General features: G+C 54.1%; 14 protein-coding genes, 1 tRNA gene and 2 rRNA genes. 10 read left to right on the top strand and 7 right to left on the bottom strand.

Going from position 1 to position 17347, the window contains the following annotated elements; genetic code table 11:
• The first annotated feature begins 10 nt into the window (after positions 1–10).
• The 10 genes from iclR to M2406_RS13140 all read left to right on the top strand — a co-directional run bounded on the left by iclR (position 11) and on the right by M2406_RS13140 (position 10682).
• A complete protein-coding gene (gene iclR / locus M2406_RS13185; protein WP_012147185.1) occupies positions 11–841 on the top strand; it encodes a glyoxylate bypass operon transcriptional repressor IclR in 831 nt (276 codons plus the stop codon).
• 332 nt (positions 842–1173) lie between these two features.
• Positions 1174–2070, top strand: coding sequence for a hypothetical protein (locus M2406_RS13180; RefSeq protein ID WP_259190299.1), 897 nt, complete (start codon positions 1174–1176; stop codon positions 2068–2070).
• 350 nt (positions 2071–2420) lie between these two features.
• Entirely contained in the window at positions 2421–3314 is an 894-nt protein-coding gene (locus tag M2406_RS13175; RefSeq protein WP_259190298.1) for a phosphotriesterase-related protein, read from the top strand.
• Positions 3315–3319: 5 nt separating this feature from the next.
• Positions 3320–3673, top strand: a complete 354-nt coding sequence (locus M2406_RS13170; protein WP_012147188.1) for a DUF2620 domain-containing protein — start codon at positions 3320–3322, stop codon at positions 3671–3673.
• 10 nt (positions 3674–3683) lie between these two features.
• Complete coding sequence (locus M2406_RS13165; RefSeq protein WP_115183631.1) at positions 3684–4985, top strand: YhfT family protein; 1302 nt, start codon at positions 3684–3686, stop codon at positions 4983–4985.
• A 60-nt stretch (positions 4986–5045) separates the two neighbouring features.
• A complete protein-coding gene (locus tag M2406_RS13160; protein ID WP_012147190.1) occupies positions 5046–5909 on the top strand; it encodes a phosphatase PAP2 family protein in 864 nt (287 codons plus the stop codon).
• 277 nt (positions 5910–6186) lie between these two features.
• Positions 6187–6726, top strand: a complete 540-nt coding sequence (gene gntK / locus M2406_RS13155) for a gluconokinase (protein ID WP_012147191.1) — start codon at positions 6187–6189, stop codon at positions 6724–6726.
• Positions 6723–8060, top strand: a complete 1338-nt coding sequence (gntU, locus tag M2406_RS13150; RefSeq protein ID WP_259190297.1) for a gluconate transporter — start codon at positions 6723–6725, stop codon at positions 8058–8060. The genes gntK and gntU overlap by 4 nt, the downstream gene beginning before the upstream one ends.
• Before the next feature lie 109 nt (positions 8061–8169).
• A complete protein-coding gene (gene edd, locus M2406_RS13145; RefSeq protein ID WP_012147193.1) occupies positions 8170–9984 on the top strand; it encodes a phosphogluconate dehydratase in 1815 nt (604 codons plus the stop codon).
• A gap of 56 nt (positions 9985–10040) precedes the next feature.
• Positions 10041–10682, top strand: a complete 642-nt coding sequence (locus M2406_RS13140) for a bifunctional 4-hydroxy-2-oxoglutarate aldolase/2-dehydro-3-deoxy-phosphogluconate aldolase (protein ID WP_259190296.1) — start codon at positions 10041–10043, stop codon at positions 10680–10682.
• A 30-nt stretch (positions 10683–10712) separates the two neighbouring features.
• Here the strand turns inward: M2406_RS13140 and aceK are convergent, their stop codons facing one another.
• The 7 genes from aceK to rrf (M2406_RS13105) all read right to left on the bottom strand — a co-directional run.
• Positions 10713–12467, bottom strand: a complete 1755-nt coding sequence (gene aceK / locus M2406_RS13135) for a bifunctional isocitrate dehydrogenase kinase/phosphatase (protein ID WP_259190295.1) — start codon at positions 12465–12467, stop codon at positions 10713–10715.
• A gap of 70 nt (positions 12468–12537) precedes the next feature.
• A complete protein-coding gene (aceA, locus tag M2406_RS13130) occupies positions 12538–13845 on the bottom strand; it encodes an isocitrate lyase (RefSeq protein ID WP_112362601.1) in 1308 nt (435 codons plus the stop codon).
• Between the two features lie 47 nt (positions 13846–13892).
• Positions 13893–15491, bottom strand: a complete 1599-nt coding sequence (gene aceB, locus M2406_RS13125) for a malate synthase A (protein ID WP_259190292.1) — start codon at positions 15489–15491, stop codon at positions 13893–13895.
• A gap of 386 nt (positions 15492–15877) precedes the next feature.
• Positions 15878–16807, bottom strand: coding sequence for a homoserine O-succinyltransferase (metA, locus tag M2406_RS13120; RefSeq protein WP_012147198.1), 930 nt, complete (start codon positions 16805–16807; stop codon positions 15878–15880).
• Positions 16808–17002: 195 nt separating this feature from the next.
• A 5S ribosomal RNA gene (gene rrf, locus M2406_RS13115) occupies positions 17003–17118 on the bottom strand.
• Positions 17119–17168: 50 nt separating this feature from the next.
• Positions 17169–17244, bottom strand: a tRNA-Thr gene (locus tag M2406_RS13110).
• 13 nt (positions 17245–17257) lie between these two features.
• A 5S ribosomal RNA gene (rrf, locus tag M2406_RS13105) occupies positions 17258–17347 on the bottom strand; the annotation flags it as partial.

The raw sequence follows: 17347 nt of genomic DNA, 5'->3' as shown, positions 1-17347 counted from the left end.
AACGTGAATTATGGTCACCCCTGCTCCTGCCAAACGTGGCAAAAAGCCCCGTGCTGCATCCCCGACCGCCAGTGCGGCGACCGGCCAGGTACAGTCGCTGACCCGTGGTCTGAAATTATTGGAATACATTGCCGAAGCTCAGGGCAATGTCGCGCTAACCGATCTGGCCCAACAGGCCGGCTTGCCGAACTCCACCACTCACCGCCTGCTCACCACCATGCAACAGCAAGGTTTCGTACGGCAGGTAGGCGATCTTGGCCTGTGGACCATCGGCTCACACGCCTTTGTGGTCGGCAGCAGCTTTTTGCAGAGCCGTAATCTGTTGGCGATGGTGCACCCAACGCTGCGTCGCCTGATGGAGGAGTCCGGCGAGACGGTTAATCTGGCGGTGCTGGATACCAGCGAGTATCAGGCCATTATTATCGATCAGGTACAGTGCACCGCGTTGATGCGCATGTCGGCACCGATCGGCGGTAAACTGCCGATGCACGCTTCCGGCGCGGGGAAAGCCTTTCTTTCCACCCTGCCGGATGAGCAGGTCACCAAACTGCTGCATAAAAAGGGCATGCAAACCTATACCCAACATACTCTGACGCCGCACAACCTGAAGGAAGGGCTGGCGCAGATTCGCAAGCAGGGCTTTTCCTTTGACGATGAAGAACATGCGCTAGGTCTGCGCTGCGTAGCAGCCTGCATCTTCGACGAGCACCGTGAAGCCTTCGCCGCCATCTCCATCTCCGGCCCGGTGTCTCGCATCACCGACAACCGCGTGACTGAGCTGGGCGCGTTGGTGATCCACGCGGCGAAAGAGATCAGCCTGGAATATGGCGGCGTGCGTTAAAATACCCGTGATACTGCTGGCCTGATTCAAATTTATAAAATCCGGGCCAGCGGCATGAAAATACAATCAGGGAAATATCGCACCACTGCTGGCACGGCAGGTTGACAAAAAATACCCGCCCCACTATCGGCATAATCCCGCATCAGGAAACGAAGTAGCGATTGAATAATCAAGTTTTGTATATAATTTATGCCAGCATAGCTTTACAGCTATTTATTAATATAATCCCTCACATCAATATAAATACCCATTAAGAGGTATAAGCTAACCGCGTGATTTTTTCTTCCAAAATTATCTCCCCTCTTGTGGGAATATCGCTAAGGAATATAAAAATGAAACGCGCAAAAAAAAGCAGTCATGGCGACTATACCGATTTTCTTACCGCAATCAGAACCTTTGAATGCTCTATCGATCCTCTTGATGCAAACTATTACGACCAGCATTACGATGATCAACAGGCAGTTACCTACCAACAGGTTGAATCTCCCGGGCGTGTTGTCCGCAGCAAGAGTGGCGCGCCATTGGTCAGCACTACCTCGATAAAAGATTATTTTATAAAACTTGGCGTTGATAAATTCTATATCCGGGGTTCTGGTGATCCCGCAATGTTTCGGACAATGCAATATGCCGTTATGAATTATCTGGGCTTTGTGGGTTACCAGTTCAGCGAACACGACCTCTGGGATCTCGGCTATTATACCCATTATGATAGCAATGGTTTGCCGATGTATTATTCGGATGTAGACGTCAGCAATTGGGCCAATGGCGTACGTGATAAAATAATGGAATTTCCCGAAGGGAAGATCCACGTTACCGATGTTAATACCTGGCGAGGAACATTTACCGGTAAACATGGTATTAACTCTTTCGAGGATGTCATCAATCCAGACAAGCAGGAATTTATCGCCCTCGACCATTTTGACAATAAATACCAAAACATAGTCTTACAGTTAGCCGAACACGGGGAAAAACTGAGTAATTATCTGGGGAAAACGGTTCGCTGGAGCGAGTGCCAGCCGGTGTTAACGCCTCCGGATGGCCGCCCTAATGACGTGGAGATCACTTTATCAGGCTTACTGGCAGGGGCACATCTGCGCGGGGCAGAAGGCGTCGTCGCCCTCCTGATAAATCATGAAAATCATGCGGATGAAAACGGAACGGCTATCTTGCAATATGTTTATGATTTCGGTGGCTACAGCATACCTTATGCAGGATCAGCGGCCGATTAAAATTTAGCGGCGCCGACTGTGGCGCCTCACTATATTTGTGATCCTGTTCAAGTAATAGTCATCTGCCCGTTGTTGTCCCAAATAGGCTCACTTACCATTGCATTAATATATTCAAAAAAATGAGGATATAGAGTGAACAACCAAAGTCTGGACAGAGTTATCAAGCGGCCGACAAGCCCGGTTTAACAACCGCACAACCCAGTTTGCCGTTCATAAATCTTCAAATAAATGAAAATTAAGAGTGCCTGTCTGAGGCAACAGCAACGATGCAGACATTGCGGTGACACCTTTGGCGCCTCTGAACCACAAAGTGGTCATTGGTGTTATTCACAACTCAACAAGGGACAACAATGGATCTTTCAACGCAATTCGATAGCCGTGGTTATACCTATGCGCACGAGCATCTGCATATCGACCTGTCGCCATTCAAGCAGGATTTGGATTGCAGGCTGGATTGTTACGCTTTGCTCGTCGATGAAATGAGGACGCTGGTCAGTAAAGGCGTTCTCAACCTGGTTGAGGTCACCAATCGCTATATGGGACGCAACCCGCAATTTATGCTGGATCTAATGCAAGAAAGCGGCATTAACATCCTGGCGTCAACCGGGTACTACCAACAGGAGTTCTACCCGCCACATGTCGCGCAACGTAGCGCACAGCAATTGGCGCAGGAAATGATCGACGAAATAGAACAGGGCATTGACGGCACAGAGTTACGTGCAAGCGTCATCGCAGAAATAGGCAGCAGTGAAGGCACTATTACCCCGACGGAAGAAAAAGTGTTTCACGCCGCCGCATTGGCACATTTGGCGACCGGTAAACCTATTTCGACCCACACCAGTTTTAGCACCATGGGGCTGGAGCAGCTACGGCTATTAACCGGCTACGGGGTGGCCGCAGAGCATATTGTTATCGGCCATTGCGATCTTCGCGATCAGTGGGAAACGTTACTACGCATTCTGGATACCGGTGCGTTAATTCAATTCGATACCATCGGGAAAAATAATTATTACCCAGACGAAAAACGTGTGGCTACCTTACTGGCACTCGCTCAACGGGGTTTATCAGGTCAGGTCATGCTCTCCATGGATATCACCCGGCGTTCACACATGGCGGCCAACGAAGGCCCAGGGTTCAGCTACCTCATTGATACGTTCATTCCCATGTTATTACAGGCGGGGCTCCACCAGCGGGATATTGACCTTATGCTGCGCGATAACCCCAATACATTCTTCAAAGGATAATAATAATGAAAAAAATCGGCATTGCAGGCTTACAACGTGAGCAAATAAAACAGGTTATTGAATCCACCGCACCCGGTAAATTTGAGTGCTTTATCCAAAACGATATGGAGGCGGCAGGTAAAGTCAAAAGCGGCGAACTGGATTATTTTATTGGTGCCTGTAACACCGGGGCGGGTGCAGCGCTATCTATTGCTATCGCCATTATCGGTTACAACCGCTGCTGCACCATTGCCAAACCAGGAATACAGGCAAAAGAAGAACAAATAGTTAAATGGATTGATGAAGGGAAAGTGGCTTTTGGCCTTTCGGTGGAACATGTCGAACATGCCGTCCCGATTTTGATTGGTCACTTGGGTTAAGGAGCTTCCCATGGAGCAATATTTGCATATTGTTATCGTTGCCTTGCTCACAGGCATGACCTCGCTGCTTTCTCATCGGTCGGTTGCCGTATTTCACGATGGTATTCGTCCCATTCTGCCGCAATTGGTTGAAGGGAATATGAACCGCCGTGAGGCCGGCAGCATTGCCTTTGGTTTAAGCATCGGTTTCGTGGCTTCCGTCGGGATTTCATTTACCTTATCAACCGGTCTGTTGAACAGTTGGTTACTGTTTCTGCCTACCGACATCATCGGCGTATTGGCATTTAACAGTTACCTGGCGTTCACTTTGGGCATGGTCTGGGGCGTATTGGTATTAACCAGTCTGGTACCGATCAACACCCTGCTTACCGCCCTGCCGGTGGATATTCTCGGTTCGCTGGGCGAGCTTTCCAGCCCGGTGATTTCGGCTTTCGCCCTGTTCCCACTGGTCGCTATTTTTTATCAATTCGGCTGGCGTCACAGCCTGTTGGCCGCTGTCGTGGTGCTGATGGCCCGCGTGATCGTGGTACGTTTTTACCCTTCTCTTTTCCCTGAATCCATCGAGATCTTCGTCGGTATGGTCATGCTGTTGGGGATTGCTATCTTTCGTGATATTTCTCAGCGCAAGCATCATGAGAACAACCACGGTGCCTCAGTTTTTGAAGAAAGAACCTCAAGAATTATCAAAAATCTGCCGCTGCTTGCCATTACCGGCGCACTGATATCGACGGTGGCCAGCCTGAAGCTGTTTGGCGGATCCGAGGTATCTATCTACACCCTGGCAAAAGCCTGGGCCCCTGGGGTTTCACCCGAGGAGTCGGCGGCGCTGGTGAATCAGGCGGCGCTGGCTGAATTTATGCGCGGGTTAGGTTTTATTCCGCTCATCGCCACGACAGCACTGGCCACCGGCGTCTACGCCGTTGCCGGTTTTACCTTTGTTTTTACCGTGGGTTATCTGGCCCCCTCACCCTGGTTGGCGGCCATTTTCGGCGCGTTAACCATCACGCTGGAAGTCCTGTTATTACGCTCTATCGGCCGCTGGTTGAGCAACTATCCTTCGGTTCGTAACGCATCCGACAGCATCCGCAACGCCATGAACATGCTGATGGAGTTCGCCCTGATGATTGGTGCCATTTTTGCCTCCATCAAGATGGCGGGTTATACCGGATTCAGCATTACCGCCGCACTTTATTTCCTTAACGAAGCGCTGGGACGCCCAATATTGAAGATTGCCGCACCGGTAGTGGCGACAATAATATGCGGCATCCTGTTAAATATTTTGTATTTCTTAGGGTTATTCGTTGTCAGTTAATCTCAGGACTTGAGTCATAGAAATTACCGGAAAACATAACACCAACACGAGGGAAATATAATGAAAACAAGGAAGAATATAAATAGATTTACCGCATTGGTATTACTATTCGGCTCGGTGGCATGTTTATCACCCGCCCAGGCAAAAGATGATACTGCGCCAAATAATGATCCCACTGAAACCTGGCGTACCGATTACAGTGATATCGGCTATCCTGACGTGGGCTTCTCGCCTTATATCAAGGGTTGGATCAACGGCTATCTGACTCCGGCGGATTACCCGGACGGAGCAAAAATCCTGCCGCCGCCACCTAAAGAAAACTCCGCCGCCGCACAAAGCGACATTGAGACATTCCATGAATTACGCAAGCTGCGCGATACACCACGCGGCCAGTTGGCGATCAAGGATGCCAAACTCTCCTTTAACTATATTGGCAGCGCATTCTCACCGGCGTTAGGTATCACTATTTCACGTAAAAATACGCCTCGGTTGCACCTGCTGCTCGCCCGTGTCTTTACCGATGCAGGTTATGCCTCCAATGACACCAAGAAAGCCTTTAGCCGCATTCGTCCCTATTCGGCATTGCGCATTGATAGCTGTACCCCAAAAGAACATAGTGCATTAAGTAACGATGGCGGTTCTTACCCTTCGGGCCATGCCGTCACCGGGATGATGTGGGCGATGACCTTAACGGCAATGGAACCGCAGTTATCCACCCCGTTAATGAAAAAGGGCTATGAATTTGGCCGTAGCCGTCTGATTTGCGGTGTGCATTGGGAAAGTGACGTTGACGCAGGCCGCTTCCTTGCCGCCGGCGCTTTTGCCCGTCTGCAGGCCAGCCCGGAATACCAAAAACAATTCCGTGAGGCCAAGCAGGAGGTTGATCGTCTGCTGGAACAAAAGAAGGCAACGACCAATAATTAAAGCCACATAACAGGTTTGCACAATGGTGCCGCTGTTGTGCAAACCATCGCCTTTCCGTCCACCACGCTTGTTGCGCCCCTGCTGTTGTCAGCATGTAAAACGCTGTACCGATCCTGTTTCCCTCCCCCAATAAAAACTTGAAGCCGATCACAGATAACGATCCTGGCAGCTAAAGCCCATTGCAACCGACGAAACTTCCTTCGACAATGTTACCGATAACATGTTACCGGTAACAAATAGAATAAGGTAACGTCTCTCATCGTTTTGGAGCTAAGCCATGACCAATAATCAAAACCGCATTTACGTCATTATGGGCGTTTCTGGCAGTGGCAAGTCCGCTGTGGCCGCCGCAGCGGCCCGCCAACTTTCTGCCGGGTTCCTCGACGGTGATTTTCTACACCCGCGCAGTAATATCCTGAAAATGGCCGCCGGCGAACCGCTGAATGATGACGATCGTGCCCCTTGGCTGGCCGCACTCAATGACGCCGCCTTCGCCATGCAGCGAACCAACAATGTTTCGGTTATTGTCTGTTCAGCGCTGAAGAAACACTACCGCGATCGCCTGCGTGCCGGTAATGGCAACCTGTCGTTCATCTACCTGCACGGTGACTTCCCGGTGATTGAAGCCCGTCTGGCGGCCCGCAACGGCCACTTCTTCAAACCACAGATGCTGGTCACACAGTTTGCCGCGCTGGAACAACCGGGCGCAGATGAGAGCGACGTGATGTCGGTGGACATCAACCAGCCGCTGGAAGCGGTGATCGCCGATACGGTGAAACATATCCAAAGTTTCCTGCCACAGGATGTGTGCGCGTGAATACTGTAACGCTGGTCGGTACCGCAGTCGGCTCTGTTCTCTTACTGCTGTTTCTGGTGATGAAGGCGCGTATGCACGCCTTTGTCGCATTAATGCTGGTGTCTATCGCTGCCGGGATCTTCTCCGGCATGCCGCTGGATCGCATTGCCGATACCATGCAAAAAGGCATGGGCGACACCTTGGGCTTCCTGGCCATCGTGGTGGCGCTGGGGGCGATGTTTGGCAAAATACTGCATGAAGTCGGTGCGCTGGACCAAATTGCGGCGCATTTGCTGAAACGTTTCGGCCAAAGCAAGGCCCATTACGCACTCGGCATTGCCGGTTTGATCTGTGCCCTGCCACTGTTCTTTGACGTGGCCGTGGTGCTGCTGATCGGCATCGTGTTTGCCGTGGCGCGCCGCACCGACGGCAACATCGTTAAGCTGGCCATTCCGCTGTTTGCCGGTGTCGCCGCCGCCGCGTCGTTCTTGCTGCCGGGGCCAGTACCCATGCTGCTGGCTTCACAAATGAAGGCCGACTTCGGCTGGATGATTGCCATCGGTCTGGTCGCCGCGGTCCTCGGCATGCTGATTGCCGGCCCTTTGTACGGCAGCTTTATCAGCCGCTACGTTAACTGGCCAATGCCGGCGGATGAAAACGAACCGACGCTGAATACCGCCAAACTGCCGTCATTTGGCCTTAGCCTGGCGCTGGTACTCTGCCCACTGGTGCTGGTCGGCATGAAAACCATTGGCGCCCGCCTGGTCACGCCTGGCTCGCAGTTACAACAATGGCTGGAGTTTATCGGCCACCCGTTTATCGCCATTTTAGTCGCCTGTTTGATCGTGATTTATGGACTGGCGAAACCACGCGGCATGACCAACGAACAAACGCTGGCCATTTGCTCTGCGGCAGTCCAGCCCGCCGGGATCATTTTGCTGATGACCGGGGCCGGTGGCGTCTTCAAACAGATTTTGGTGGATTCCGGCGTCGGCCCAGCCCTGGGGGACGCCATGATCGGTACCGGTCTGCCGATCGCCGTTGCGGCCTTTGTGCTGTCCGCCATGGTACGAGTGATTCAGGGATCTGCCACCGTGGCCTGTCTGACCACCGTCGGCCTGGTGTTACCGGTGACCAGCCAACTGGGGCTTGGCGGCGGACAACTGGCCGCGCTGGCTATCTGTATTGCCGGTGGGTCTATCGTACTCAGTCACGTCAACGACGCCGGTTTCTGGCTGTTCGGCAAATTTACCGGTGCCAATGAGCTGCAAACGCTGAAAACCTGGACGGTGATGGAAACCATTCTGGGTAGCGTGGGCGGGATTATCGGCATGATTGCTTTCACCCTGTTTTAAACCACCATAACGACATAACAGCGCCCCCGGCCTTGCACATCAGGGCTGCAATTCACCACCGGGGGCACCGCCACAGGCGGCGTCTATAACAATAGCATGTGAGGAAGGTATGATTAATCCAACCCTATCCCGTGTCACACAACGCATCATCGACCGTTCCAAATCGAGCCGTACCGCCTATCTGGCACGCATTGAAGCAGCGCGATCACAAACCGTACATCGGGCCCAGTTGGCCTGCGGTAATCTGGCCCATGGCTTCGCCGCCTGCCAGCCGGATGACAAAACTGCGCTGAAAAATATGGTGCGCAGCGATATCGCCATCATTACCGCTTATAACGACATGTTGTCCGCCCACCAGCCCTACGAAAACTACCCGCAAAAGCTTAAACAGGCACTGCACGCAGTAGGGGCCGTCGGTCAGGTGGCCGGTGGCGTCCCAGCGATGTGCGACGGTGTGACTCAAGGACAGGACGGCATGGAGCTGTCACTGATGAGTCGTGACGTGATCGCCATGTCCTCCGCCATCGGCCTGTCGCACAATATGTTCGACGGCGCGTTGTTCCTCGGCATCTGTGACAAAATCGTACCGGGACTGGTGATGTCCGCCCTGTCCTTCGGCCATTTGCCGTCGCTGTTTGTCCCCGCCGGCCCGATGAGCAGCGGCTTGCCGAACAAAGAGAAAGTCCGGGTGCGCCAACTGTATGCCGAAGGCAAGGCCGACCGTCTGGCACTGCTGGAGGCCGAGGCCGCCTCCTACCATGGCATCGGTACCTGCACTTTCTACGGCACCGCCAACACCAACCAAATGGTGATGGAAGTGATGGGGCTGCACCTGCCGGGCGCTTCCTTCGTCCACCCGGACACACCGCTGCGCGATGCGCTGACCGATGCCGCCGCACGCCAGGTCACTCGCCTGACCGAAACCGCCGGCAACTATCTGCCGATCGGCCGACTGGTGGATGAGAAGGTGGTGGTGAACGGTATCGTTGCGCTGTTGGCTACCGGTGGCTCCACCAATCTGACCATGCACATGGTGGCAATGGCTCGCGCCGCCGGCATCATTATCAACTGGGATGATTTCTCCGAACTGTCGGACGCGGTGCCATTGTTATGTCGTATCTACCCGAACGGCCCGGCGGACATCAACCAATTCCAGGCCTCGGGCGGCGTCGCCCTGGTGGTACGCGAACTGTTGAAACACGGCCTGCTGCACGAAGACGTGCATACCGTGGCCGGTTTTGGCCTGACGCGCTACACCCAGGAACCCTGGCTGGATAATGGCCAACTGGCCTGGCGCGAGGGTGTGGAGAGTTCGCTCGACGCCCAGGTTATCGCCAGCGTGGCCGAACCTTTCGAGCACCACGGCGGTACCAAGGTGCTGGCCGGTAACCTCGGCCGAGCGGTGATGAAAACCTCGGCAGTCCCCGCTGAAAACCAGATTATCGAAGCACCGGCGGTGGTCTTTGAAAGCCAGCATGACATCGTACCGGCGTTTGAAGCCGGCAAACTGGATCGCGATTGTGTGGTGGTGGTGCGCTTCCAGGGGCCTCAGGCCAATGGCATGCCAGAACTGCACAAACTGATGCCACCGTTGGGCGTATTGATGGACCGTGGCTTTAAAGTGGCACTGGTGACCGATGGCCGCCTGTCCGGCGCTTCCGGCAAGGTTCCATCCGCCATTCACGTGACCCCGGAAGCCTACACCGGTGGCATGCTGGCCAAGGTGCAAAACGGCGACCTGATCCGCGTAAATGGCCGCACTGGCGAGTTGGCACTGTTGGTCGATGCCGACCTGCTGGCCCAGCGCGCACCTTATCAACCCGACCTGAGCGCAGAACACATCGGCTGTGGCCGTGAACTGTTCGGCGCCTTGCGCAGCCAGCTTTCCGGTGCCGAACAGGGCGCCTGCTGCATTAAATTTTAACCGATAGCATGGCCGTACAGCCCGACGGCGGCGGCCATAACTGGAGAAAACCGTTAATGAACAATTGGAAGACAAGCGCAGAGCAGATCCTGATGGCAGGACCGGTAGTCCCGGTGATCGTCATCAACAAACTGGAACATGCGGTGCCGTTGGCGAAAGCCCTGGTCGCCGGGGGTGTGCGGGTATTGGAAGTGACACTGCGCACCGCCTGCGCGATGGACGCGATCCGTGCGATTGCCAAAGAAGTGCCAGACGCGATTATCGGTGCCGGCACGGTTATTAATCCCCAGCAACTGCAGGAAGTCACCGACGCCGGTGCACAGTTCGCCATCAGCCCAGGCCTGACCGCCGATCTGCTTAAAGCGGCCACTGCCGGTTCGATCCCGTTGATTCCCGGTATCTGCACCGTGTCGGAACTGATGCTGGGCATGGATCACGGCCTGCGTGAGTTTAAATTCTTCCCGGCGGAAGCCAACGGCGGCGTGAAAGCGCTGCAGGCCATCAGCGGCCCCTTCCCGCAGGTGCGCTTCTGCCCAACCGGCGGCATCTCACCGAACAACTACCGTGACTATCTGGCGCTGAAAAGCGTGCTGTGCATCGGCGGCTCCTGGCTGGTACCGGCAGATGCACTGGAAAGCGGTGACTACGCCCGCATTACCGAATTGGCGCGCGCCGCCGTTGCGGGTGCAAAAACGTAATCTTGTCGGGCGCGGTAATGAACCGCGCCCTTATGCCGTAGCCGATGTCGCGGGCAGCGCCGCACCACTACGCTGGCTGAAGCGCCGTTTTTTGCGGTAAGCAAACACGTCTTCCACATGCCCATCGCGGATGCGCTGTTGCAACCCGCGCCAGTAATCGGCCTCGAACAGGTCGCGATGCATCTCTTCAAACACCTGCCGGATGCGCCGGTCACCACACAGAAAGTGCCTGAATTCCTCCGGGAAGACGTCATTGGGTGACACGCTGTACCAGGGTTCGCTGGCCAACTCATCTTCCGGATAGCGCGGTGGCGGAATATCGCGGAAGTTGACCTCGGTCATGTAGCAAATCTCATCGTAGTCGTAGAACACCACCCGCCCGTGCCGGGTCACGCCAAAGTTCTTGAACAGCATATCGCCGGGGAAAATATTGGCGGCGGCCAGCTGCTTGATGGCGTTACCGTATTCTTCTATCGCGTCGCGCATCTGCTGTTCATCGGCCTGTTCCAGATACAGATTCAGCGGTGTCATGCGTCGTTCCATATACAGATGCCTGATCGCGATGCGATCGCCCAGATCCTCCAGCTTATCCGGCACCTCGCGCTGCAGTTCCGCCAGCAGCTCCGGACTGAGTCGCGCCTTGTCGACGACAAAGTTTTCGTACTCCTGGGTATCCGCCATGCGTCCTACGCGATCGTGTTCTTTCACCAGTTGGTAGCAGGCCATCACCTGCGCCTGCGTCACCTCTTTTTGTGGCGCAAACTCATCCTTGATCACCTTGAATACCCGATCGAAAGACGGCAGGGTAAACACCAGCATCACCATGCCCTTCACCCCCGGCGCGATGATGAACTGCTCCTGAGAGCCGCTCATGAACGTCAGGTATTCACGGTAACATTCTGTTTTTCCATGCTTCTGGCAACCAATCGCCATATACAGTTCGGCGGTGGTTTTGCCCGGCAGTATTTCACGCAGCCACTCGACCATTGCCGCCGGCAGAGGTGCGTAAACCATAAAGTAGGAGCGGGCGAAGCCGAATACGATGCTGGCCTCGGCCTTGCTGGTCAGGCAGGTATCAATAAACAAGGCGCCGGAATCACTGTGATGGATCGGCAGCAGGAAAGGATAGACCCGGTCTGCCACACGCAATTTCCCTACCAGCCAGGCCGCCTTGTTGCGGTAAAACAGCTCATTGGCGATCTGGAACGTCGCACCTGCCAATTGCTGCGCGCTGAAGCTCTGCTGCAAGGCCAGCGTAATGTAATCAATATCGCGCGATAGGTTTTCCCACGGCAGCCGCAGAGGCAAATCGGTCAGCAGGTTGTACAACATTGCCGAAACGTCACCGTTGGCGATGAAATCGCGTGATAATGGACGCGGGATGTCGCGAAAGCGCCCTTCCGGCTGAGAGCTGAAAACAAACAGTTTTTCCGGCGTCAGGTCGCGATGTCTGAACAGCCGACAGTAGACCGAATTGAAGAAGCTTTCGGCAATCTCAAAACGTGGGTACTCCGGCAGCAGATCGGTATACACCGCCTTCACCCGACTGGGGAAGTCTGCATCAAAATACTGTTGCCCGGTGATGCACTTCAACTGCTCTACCACCAGGCCGACGTGATGATCGTACAGGTGGATTCGTTTTTTCATCGCCTGCTGTACTGCCGGCCAGTCCGCCCGCTCAAAACGCTGCTGCGCACCGGCGGTCACCTCCAGGAAGCGGCCGTACTGTGCATCAAAGCCCTGCAGGATCGTCTGCGCGATCAACAGCTCCAGTTTTGCCGCCATCCTTACCTCCCGCCAGAAAAGAGAGCCTGCATAAGCAGGCTCAGAGTTAACTATCGTCAGCGTGACTGCATCAGAACTGCTGTTCTTCCGTAGAACCGGTCAATGCCGTCACTGAGGAAGCTCCGCCCTGAATAATGGTGGTCACCTTGTCGAAGTAACCGGTGCCCACTTCCTGTTGGTGTGAGGCAAAGGTATAACCGCGAGCCACCGCGTCGAACTCTGGCTGCTGCACTTTCTCGACGTAGTGTTTCATGCCTTCGCCCTGTGCATAGGCATGCGCCAGGTCAAACATGTTGAACCACATGCTGTGGATGCCCGCCAGCGTAATGAACTGGTACTTGTAACCCATCGCTGACAGCTCTTCCTGGAAGCGAGCAATAGTCTGGTCGTCCAGGTTCTTTTTCCAGTTGAATGACGGCGAGCAGTTGTACGCCAGCAGTTTGCCCGGGAATTTGGCATGGATCGCATCGGCAAAGCGCTTGGCCGCCTGCAGATCCGGCGTGGAAGTTTCGCACCACACCAGGTCAGCGTAAGGGCAATATGCCAGGCCACGGCTGATCGCTTGCTCGACACCGGCATGGGTGCGGAAGAAACCTTCGGCAGTGCGCTCACCGGACACAAACTCGCGGTCGTACGGGTCGCAGTCAGAGGTCAGTAAATCGGCGGCATCGGCATCAGTACGCGCAATAACCAGCGTCGGCACGCCGAGCACATCGGCTGCCAGACGCGCAGCAACCAATTTCTGGATCGCTTCCTGGGTTGGCACCAGCACTTTGCCGCCCATATGACCGCACTTTTTCACCGCCGCCAGTTGGTCTTCGAAGTGCACCCCGGCAGCACCGGCCTCAATCATCGCCTTCATCAGTTCGAAAGCGTTCAGCACGCCACCAAAGCCGGCTTCGGCATCGGCGACGATCGGCAGGAAGTAGTCGGTGTAACCTTTGCTGCCCGGCTCAATTTTGTTGGCCCACTGGATCTGGTCGGCGCGGCGGAAGGTGTTGTTGATGCGCTCAACCACACCCGGCACAGAGTCAACCGGGTACAGCGACTGGTCCGGGTACATCGCAGACGCCGTGTTGGCATCCGCCGCCACCTGCCAACCGGACAGGTAAATCGCCTCGATGCCGGCCTTGGCCTGCTGCAGTGCCTGGCCGCCAGTGAGCGCCCCCAGACTGTTGACGTAGCCTTTGCGTGATTTACCGTGCAGCAGTTCCCACAGCTTGGCGGCACCGTTCTGTGCCAGGGTGCAAACCGGGTTAACCGAACCGCGCAGGTTAATGACGTCTTCCGCGCTGTACGGGCGGGTGATGCCTTCCCAGCGAGCCGATTTCCATTCCTGTTCCAGTTGTTGAATCTGTTGAGCACGAGAGGTAGACATAATTTTTATCCTTTTCAATAATGTAGGGTTAATGGTCAGGAACGGATTCAGGCCAGCAGCTCATAGCCAGGTAAAGTCAGGAAATCGATTAATTCGTCTTGCGTAGTGATACGCTCCATCAGGCGTGCCGCTTCGTCGAAACGGCCGGCGCTAAAGCGTGCCTCACCCAACTCTTCACGTACTACCAACATTTCTTCTTTCAGCATCTGACGGAACAGCGCCTTGGTGACCAGTTGACCATCACTCAGGCTCTTTTCATGGTGGATCCACTGCCAGATAGAGGTGCGGGAAATTTCCGCCGTCGCCGCGTCTTCCATCAGGCCATAAATCGGGACGCAGCCATTGCCGGAGATCCAGGCTTCAATGTACTGCACCGCCACGCGGATATTGGCGCGCATGCCGGCTTCGGTACGCTCCCCGTCACAAGGTTCAAGCAACTGCGCAGCACTGATTGGCGCGTCGTTTTCACGCAGCACTTCCAGTTGGTTACGGCGCTCACCGAGCACCCGGCTGAAGACCTCCATTACGGTATCCGCCAGCCCTGGATGGGCCACCCAGGTACCGTCGTGGCCGTTATTGGCCTCCAGCTCTTTATCCGCCCGCACCTTGTTCAGCACCCAGGCATTTTTCTCGGCGTCTTTGCTCGGGATAAACGCCGCCATGCCGCCCATGGCAAAGGCTCCGCGCTTGTGGCAGGTCTTGATCAGCAACCGGGAATAGGCGCTAAGGAATGACTTGTCCATGGTGACCGACTGACGATCCGGCAATACCCGGTCAGCATGATTTTTCAGCGTCTTGATATAGCTGAAGATGTAATCCCAACGGCCGCAGTTCAAGCCGACGATATGATCGCGCAGGTGGTAGAGGATCTCGTCCATCTGGAATACTGCCGGCAGCGTTTCGATCAGCACCGTGGCTTTGATCGTGCCACGTGGCAGGGAGAAACGATCCTCGGCAAAGCTGAAGACTTCGCTCCACCAGGCCGCTTCCTGCCAGGACTGGGTTTTTGGCAGGTAGAAATAAGGGCCACTGCCTTTAGCCAGCAGTTGACGATAGTTATGGAAGAAATACAGTGCAAAATCGAACAGGCCACCGGGGATCGCTTCCCCCTGCCATTGCACGTGTTTTTCCGGCAAATGCAGGCCGCGTACGCGAGCAATCAATACCGCCGGGTTCGGCTTTAACTGATAAATCTTGCCGGCTTCATTGGTGTAAGAGATGGTGCCGTTCACCGCGTCATGCAGGTTGATTTGGCCGTCGATGACTTTGTCCCAGCTCGGTGCCAGTGAGTCTTCGAAGTCCGCCATAAACACCTTCACATTGGCGTTCAGGGCGTTGATGACCATCTTGCGTTCAACCGGACCGGTGATTTCCACCCGGCGGTCGCGAAGATCCTCTGGTATGCCGCGGATCGACCACTTATCATTACGAATGGAATCAGTTTCCGAAATGAAGTCTGGAAGTTCACCTTGATCGATCTTCTGCTGCCAGCAGGCACGCACAGCCAACAGTTTGTTGCGCTGTGGAGTAAATTTACTCACCAGTTCCGCCAGGAATTCGACCGCGTCATCCGTCAACACCTGCCGTTCAGCAGCGCTAAAACCCTGCGTAAACGTTAATTCCGTGCCTACTATCTGTTGCGTCATTGTCTTGCTCCTTCCTATCGTTGCGCACCACCGTTGCCATTCAGCCGGCGCATCTTCATCAGAAATCAGTGTGGATCAGGGCGTATAAAACGATCCTTAACTGGTCAGATCTCTTCTCTCTGGCTCTAAGAATACTCAACTAAAAATAAAAATCAAAAACCATTTCCATTTTATTATAAAATATTTTATTAACCTTTTATTATCAATTGGTTAATAAATATAACAACAGACACCGTTAAGGAAACCGGTTCCAAGGTAGAGGCGAAATTAATTTAACTAGTTGTAAGACAATGGTTTTTACTAGAAAAGAGAGTGATATGAGGAAGACGGATGGGGAAGAGATTGCGTCGGCGGCCTCGATTCAGCCGCCGATTAGGGAAAAAGGATTACTCGAGGGTGGGGTTCATATGACGCAGATCGTACGGCGTGATCTGGTAAACGTAGTAGTTGAGCCAGTTGGCAAACAGCAGATGGCCATGGCTGCGCCAGGAGGCTTTGGGGGTGAGTTCGGGATTATCATCGGGGAAGTAATTCAGCGGTACCACAGGATTAAGACCGGCATCGTTATCGCGACAATACTCGCCAGCTAACGTTAGCGCATCATACTCCGGGTGGCCGGTCACAAACGCCAGCCGCTTGTCCTTACTGGCGAACAAATAGGCCCCGGTTTGTTCTGATTCGGCCAGGATATCCAGATCCGTATACTGGCGGATAATCTCCGTAGGAAAGTCTGCATAGCGTGAGTGAGGTGCGAGGAAGGTCTCATCAAAACCGCGAGTCAGCAAGGCATGCTGCTGCAGCGTCTGGTGCTGATAAACCCCAGACAGTTTCACTTCGCGCGTCATCTTCGGAATGCCATACAGAATGTTCAATGCCGCCTGCACCGCCCAGCATACAAACAGCGTGGAGGTGACGTGATTCTTGGCCCAGTCAATCACCCGTTCGATCTGTGGCCAGTAGGCAACGTCACAGAAATCGACCAGCCCCAGCGGCGCCCCGGTGACAATCAATCCGTCGAAATTCTCATCCTGAATATCTTCAAAATCACAGTAAAAGTTATTCAAATGCTCCGCCGGCGTGTTCTTTGACTCACGGCTGTCGATACGCAGCAGCTGAATGTCGATTTGCAGCGGAGAGTTGGAAAGTAGACGTAAAAACTGGTTTTCCGTCTCGATCTTTTTTGGCATCAGGTTGAGGATCAGTACTTTCAATGGCCTGATTTCCTGTGTTTTTGCCCGAGAGGATGCCATGACAAAGACATTCTCATTGCGCAAAAAACTGACTGCAGGTAACTCATCAGGAACACGAATCGGCATTGCTTAACCCTCACACATCCGTTTAAACGTTTAGACTTCTAGATGCCCGAAGATAGCGTTTTTTTAGCAGGATGTCGAGCGTTCAACCGGAAGGTGAAAATGTTTCATTGCCTTGGCAGAGGCAGGATCCATACGTTTTAGGAAGGCACAAAGCAAAAAGGCCATCCTTTCGGATGGCCTCTTGGCTTAATTGATGCTTGGCAGTGTCCTACTCTCGCATGGGGAGACCCCACACTACCATCGGCGCTACGGCGTTTCACTTCTGAGTTCGGCATGGGGTCAGGTGGGACCACCGCGCTATTGCCGCCAAGCAAATTCTTTTAATTCTTTTCGCCGAACTTCTAAACCCACTTTAATAAAGTGGTGCTGATACCCAGAGTCGAACTGGGGACCTCACCCTTACCAAGGGTGCGCTCTACCAACTGAGCCATATCAGCACACTAATTTGATGCCTGGCAGTGTCCTACTCTCGCATGGGGAGACCCCACACTACCATCGGCGCTACGGCGTTTCACTTCTGAGTTCGGCATGGGATCAGGT

This window comes from Serratia sp. BIGb0163 (genome assembly GCF_024809935.1).
Taxonomy (GTDB): domain Bacteria; phylum Pseudomonadota; class Gammaproteobacteria; order Enterobacterales; family Enterobacteriaceae; genus Serratia; species Serratia quinivorans.
Note: the sequence above shows the minus strand (reverse complement) of the source record. Positions and strands in the feature narration are given on the sequence as shown.